The 5,280-nt window shown below is 51.9% G+C and carries 5 protein-coding genes and 2 pseudogenes; 1 reads left to right on the plus strand and 6 read right to left on the minus strand.

The features are described 5' to 3' along the window. A pseudogene (locus tag BLW21_RS20740) lies at window positions 1–391 on the minus strand (NHLP bacteriocin system secretion protein); the annotation flags it as partial. Window positions 392–395: 4 nt separating this feature from the next. Beyond that, on the minus strand, window positions 396–1,709 hold the full coding sequence (locus tag BLW21_RS20745; RefSeq protein ID WP_175471081.1) for a TolC family protein: 1,314 nt from the start codon (window positions 1,707–1,709) through the stop codon (window positions 396–398). 330 nt (window positions 1,710–2,039) lie between these two features. Between BLW21_RS20745 and BLW21_RS20750 the strand changes: the two are divergent. Then, window positions 2,040–2,717 (plus strand): annotated as a pseudogene (locus tag BLW21_RS20750) (IS1595 family transposase). Between the two features lie 324 nt (window positions 2,718–3,041). On the opposite strand, the gene BLW21_RS20755 reads toward BLW21_RS20750, so the two are convergent. From BLW21_RS20755 to BLW21_RS20765, 4 genes are all read right to left on the minus strand, one after another. After that, window positions 3,042–3,719 carry an IS3 family transposase gene (locus BLW21_RS20755; protein WP_092744001.1) on the minus strand — a complete coding sequence of 226 codons (678 nt, stop codon included), beginning with the start codon at window positions 3,717–3,719 and terminating at the stop codon, window positions 3,042–3,044. A 189-nt stretch (window positions 3,720–3,908) separates the two neighbouring features. Continuing rightward, the gene (locus BLW21_RS20760) at window positions 3,909–4,196 is read right to left on the minus strand and encodes a transposase (protein WP_092744003.1); all 288 of its coding nucleotides are present in this window, start codon (window positions 4,194–4,196) and stop codon (window positions 3,909–3,911) included. A gap of 48 nt (window positions 4,197–4,244) precedes the next feature. Beyond that, window positions 4,245–4,739 (minus strand): cyclic nucleotide-binding domain-containing protein, encoded by a 495-nt coding sequence (locus BLW21_RS22190; RefSeq protein ID WP_394331668.1) that lies wholly within the window; start codon window positions 4,737–4,739, stop codon window positions 4,245–4,247. Window positions 4,740–4,753: 14 nt separating this feature from the next. Then, window positions 4,754–5,140, minus strand: a complete 387-nt coding sequence (locus tag BLW21_RS20765; RefSeq protein WP_092744005.1) for a transposase — start codon at window positions 5,138–5,140, stop codon at window positions 4,754–4,756. Window positions 5,141–5,280 lie beyond the last annotated feature (140 nt).

The raw sequence follows: 5,280 nt of genomic DNA on the forward strand, positions 1-5,280 counted from the left end.
TACCATAGGATACGAGTTTATTCATTTCAAGCTTCTGCTCTGCTATAATAGCTTTGGCATCTTCGATCTTCTGGAGAAGCTCCGGTTGTTGCACTGTCGCAATGATGGTTCCCTTTTCTATTTTGTCGCTGATAGAAGCATGTAGTTTCATAAGTTGCCCCTGGGATGTGGCTACCACCTCGTGGACTTCTCCGCCCAGCACAACTCCTGTTACATTGAGTTTTGTACTCACCCGACCAAAGACTGCCCAGCCTACACCCGTACCAAGCGCTACGAAGACAACCAGGAGCGCGATCCATGCCTTAGGGCTGGTAACTTGGATCAATTGATCTAACTTTTCCGGTGTTGACAGCTTTTCTAATGCTGACTTTCTTAGAAAACTTGCTGGCATAATTTTAGCGTTTAGTATCGAGTGTTTCTGGGATCGTGTAAAAAGCATTCTGATCGATGATGAATCCTTTATTATCACCGTCGATCAACGTTCCTGTATCGTGCCTAAGATTAATTATAGCTGTAGCAAACTGCTGGTAAGCCTGTAGGTGCCTTAGCTGCGCCGTTGTAAGACGCTCCTGGAATAGGATTAGGCTCAAAAGCGTAGTCAGACCCGATTTAAACTTGAGTTGCTCGTTGTTGTATACCTCCTGGTTATAGTTCGTGATTTCTTCCGCCTTTTCCAAGTTGGAAACACTGTTATTCAGGTAGTTCAAATCGTTGCTTACTTCCAGCGCGATAGTTCGTTCAATATTGTTGAGGATCACGCCCTGGTCATTCAACGTCACATAGCTTTTTGTGAGGTTTCCTTTTGCCAGGTTATTATTAACTGGAAATGTGAACGTCAGCTTGGCACCGGTTCCGATGGTTTTGCCCAGATTATTAGAGAACGAAGAGAGCACGTCGGTTGCACCGTTTCCGGTACTTACGCTGCCGTAGGAGAAAAATCCGGTTAAATCCAGTTGGGGCTTTATGTTGTTTTCGGCTAGCTGATACTGTTGCCTTAGGGCTTCATTACTCTGCCTAGCTGCTCGTAGATCGGCTCTTTCTTCTTTGGCTATTCTGATGAAATCCGCTTGATCTATAACCTTTTTGTATAGTGACCGAGCGACAGTGGGATATTCATTCTCAGGAATATCTAATAGCAGACTCTCTTCGCTACTCAGACCAGCTACTTTTCCTAACTGAATCTTTGCTGCGTACAGCTCTTGTTCAGCAGCAATAGTTAGTCTTTCCTGGCTGGCCAAGTCTGCCTTTATCTGTATTAAGTCGCCCGCTGGCTTCTTATCGCCTTCGACCAAATCCTTTGTTACGGACAGAACGGTCCGAATTCTGGCTTCGCTCTGCTTGTAGATGTCGAGACTCTTGAAAGCCGTGTAGTAATTCCAGTAGGCAGTTCCTATTTGCCACAGCTCATACGAGTTGATGTACTCATTATTGCTCTTGGCGTTTTCTACATATAGTACGTATGACCGTTCAAGTGCAGTGGCAATGTTCCTTCCCCGCCCCCTTGCCAAAGGTTGAATCAGTGACAAGTTGAGCGTACTTGCATTATTACCCAAGTAGCTATTTACTGGCTGATTGAAGCTGTTAAATGGATAGTTGTTATTCGTAAAGCCGTAATTTATGCCAAATTCAGCTATCTGCCCAGTACGAATTTTCTTTCTTACTCCTGTGGAGAAATTCAGCACATTGGTTTTCAGATGAATATTATCCATGACAGATCTCCTGGGATCAGCCTCCAACAAACTGTACTGATCGCTACGAAGAAGCAATTCTGAAAACGAATTCAAATCAAATACGCTTCGTTGAATCTGCAAGTCAGATGCGACGTTCTGCACCACGTAAGAGCTTCGTATAATATTCGGATTTTTGCTGAATGCCCCATATGCTATCTGGACCAAGTCAGCTTTAATCCTTGACTGGCTGTATACGTCGGCTGCATACACAGTCATAGCGAAAAGCATGATATATCTACAGTATCTCATTATATATATCAAAAGAGGCTTAGGAAGAAGAAATCAGGAAAAGGGACATAACTTACTGTTATGCAGCCCACTAATCACCACTACGGGTGCAGCAAAATCCCGACCCGTAAATTTCGTTATCTGCTGCGCCTGTTTGCCCTGGATTTGATGGCCTCGGATACGGTCCGCCTCACGGGCTTGGGCATACGTTCGGTCAACGATATCTACCTGAGTTTGCGCCAGCGGCTGAACCAACTCTGCCCTATACCCGCCGAGTTGGGCGGTGCCCTGGAACTGGACGAGTCCTACTTCGGGCCGCGTCGTGTACTGGGCAAGCGCGGTCGGGGGGCGAGCAGCAGAACCATTGTCCTTGGCCCGTTCCAGCGGGCAGGGCGCGTGTACACCGAGATAGTACCCGATTGTTTCAAAGCTACGCTGCCAGGCATTATTCGGGGCAAAATTGACCTCGTGGCAATGGTCAACACGGATGGTTGGCGAGGCTACGACGGCTTGGTTGGTGTGTGTTTTGACCGCCACTATCGCGTGCTTCACAGCCAAGATGAGTACGTGCAAGATGCGGTCCACATCAACGGCATCGAGTCGTTTTAGAGCTTCGCCAAAGGCCGACTTCACCAATTCGCGGGTATACCCAAACACACATTTCTGTTGCATTTGAAAGGATGTGAATTTCGCTTCAACCATCGCTACGAAAACATGTATAAGGTCTTACTCAAAGAGCTTCGTCAGCACCCTCTATAAGCTCGATCTGATTCCTAAGCCTCTATCAAAATTACTAATTTCCTGGTGGCAATTATTTTATGAGGGTATTTAAACAGGCGGCGAATGGACAATTTTACACAACAGTAGCACGTCAAAGGCCAGCCAATGGAAAGCGAGCTAGGTTTCCAGACAGGTTTCGTAGCGCACGAGCAGCCTCTTGCAGCTGTTGAGCTAAGCGTTCATTTGCTCAGTGAAGAATTGACGGCGAGTAGAGTGCAGTATTCAATAGGGTATCATTATCGGTTTGCTAGTGCGTTGCGCACCGTTTGCGTGGAGTGTACTACTCCCCAAAAACTGGACAGTTTAGGAGGGGTTTGTTAAGCAAATGGGCTGGGGGCTGAAGGTAGGGGTTTGCGCAAAGATTTGCGCGGGAGTTTTGCCCTTCAGGCCTTGGTAGGGCAGCTGGTGATTGTAGTAGCCGAAGTAGGCCCGGAGCTGCTCGTACAGCTGGCCGCCATCGGTGGCCGGGTTGAGGTAGACACACTCCCATTTGACCGAGCGCCAGAGCCGCTCGATGAAGGCGTTATCGGTGGCCTGGCCGCGTCGGTCGCGGCTGATCTGGCAGCCCGCCGCCAGCAAGGCCTGCTCGAAGAGTTGACTGGTAAACTGGCTGCCTTGGTCGGAATTGAAGATGTAGGGAGCCGGCTGGAGGGCCAGGGCCGCGTCCAGCGCGCTCAGACAAAAGCCCACGTCGAGCGTGTTGCTCAACTCCCAGCTGAGCACGTAGCGCGAGTGCCAGTCCAAAACGGCCACCAAGTACAGGATTCCTTTGGCCATGGGAATATAGGTGATATTCGTGCTCCACACCTCGTTGGGGGCGCTCAGTGCCCGTTCGCGCAACAGATACGGATAGCGCGTCACGCCTTGTCCGGGCACACTCAGGCGCGGTTTGGGGTAGACCGGCTCCTGGCCCATGAGGCGCACGAGCCGGCGCACCCGCTTCTCGTTGATCTGGTGACCCAGCAGGCGCAGGTGGCCCAAGCAGGCCCAGTACGCCTTTGAAATTGTGGCGCGTAAACTCCTCGTCGAGCAGGCGCATGAGCGTCAAGTTCAGATCCGTTTCGCCCCGGGGCTGGTAGTAGTAGCTGCTACGGGCCAGCCCCAGGGCCTGGCAGCGGGCCTGAACCGTGCCCTCGTCACTGGCCTGCACCAGGGCACGTTGCTGGGCCACTACCATGTGGGCAGCGTTTTTTTAGTAGCTGGTTTTCCATCTCCAGCCGGCCGATGGCGGCATACAAAGGCTTGACGTCGGGCGAGGCCGGCGCAGGTAGTCACCGCGTCGGTGAACACCTGCGCCGCCTGTTGGCGCAGGTGGAGTTTCCAACGACTAATTTGGGGCACCGACAGCTGGTAGCGGGCAGCCAGTTCGGCTAGCGGCTGCCGCTCCGTCAGGGCGGCTAAGGCCACTTCTGCCTTGAACTCGGCAGTGAAGCGGCGACGGGTGCGTTTTGGGTTCATGGCATTGACTAAGATAGTCACCACAAACTGTCCAAACTTTGGGGAGTACTACAAATCGCTAATGCGCGCTTGGCGTAGTTCTGACGCAAGCTTTTGAGATCGAAGGCTTGGTCCGCATTGAGGAAGGGACCGGCCAGACGCAGTTGGGCTTGTTTTACAGAGTTCAGCAAACTCCTGTTCTAGATGTATGATCTGCACGAACCGCGAGCCTGCTTGAGCTACTCCATCCCAAACGGCAGTTTCCAACAAATCATCTTCTTCTATATTTCCAAATCTAAACTGATCGGTCGTTTCTCTCAATCGGTTTGATAGGAACAGAGCCAGGGCGTGATAGAAGTTCGCTTTGAACTCGGCGTTCTTTAAAAGCCGGGAATTGATCTTATCACGGGAGATCTGGAAAACGGTAGAAGGTTTTGTGACAATTACTGATACTGAAGGGGGACGAGATTCTAGAAAAGACATTTCGCCAACCATCTCGCCTGATTCCAGATTGGCAATATCGTTATGGTTAGTATTCAGGCATATAGCAGTTTCGCGAACGATTTACCCCGCTCATTTCACTGCGCCTCTTGCGTGTGGTAGCGCCCCAATGGTTGAACCAGCCCAACGCGTCCTGGCTGGTAATCCAGCTGCAGGGCCTGCTCCAGCACCTGCTCCAGCGCCTGACGGGTGCGTGCCTGGGTAGCACGCAGCTTGGTTTTGAACTTGCTCCAGGCCTGCTCGACCGGGCTAAAATTGGGGGAGTACGGCGGCAGAACCGCCACCTGCACGCCCCGCTCGGCCAACCAATCGACCACGCCCGGCAGTTTGTGCACCGATAAATTGTCCAGCACCAGCACATCGCCCGGCTGCAGCGTCGGCACCAGACACTCGGTCACGTACCAAGCGAAATTGACATAATTCAGGCTGCCCTCCAGCAGCTGCACCGCCCCCAGGCCCCGCACCTATAACGCCCCGATCAACGTCAGGCTACGGCCCCGGCTCAGCGGCGCCGCCAGGCCCACGCACGGCCTGCCGGCGCCCCGGCCATACTGGCGGCACTAGTCAAGGCGCAGGCCCGTTTCGTCCAGAAAGTGGAAGCGCG

It is taken from the genome of Hymenobacter psychrophilus (assembly GCF_900107135.1).
GTDB lineage: Bacteria > Bacteroidota > Bacteroidia > Cytophagales > Hymenobacteraceae > Hymenobacter > Hymenobacter psychrophilus.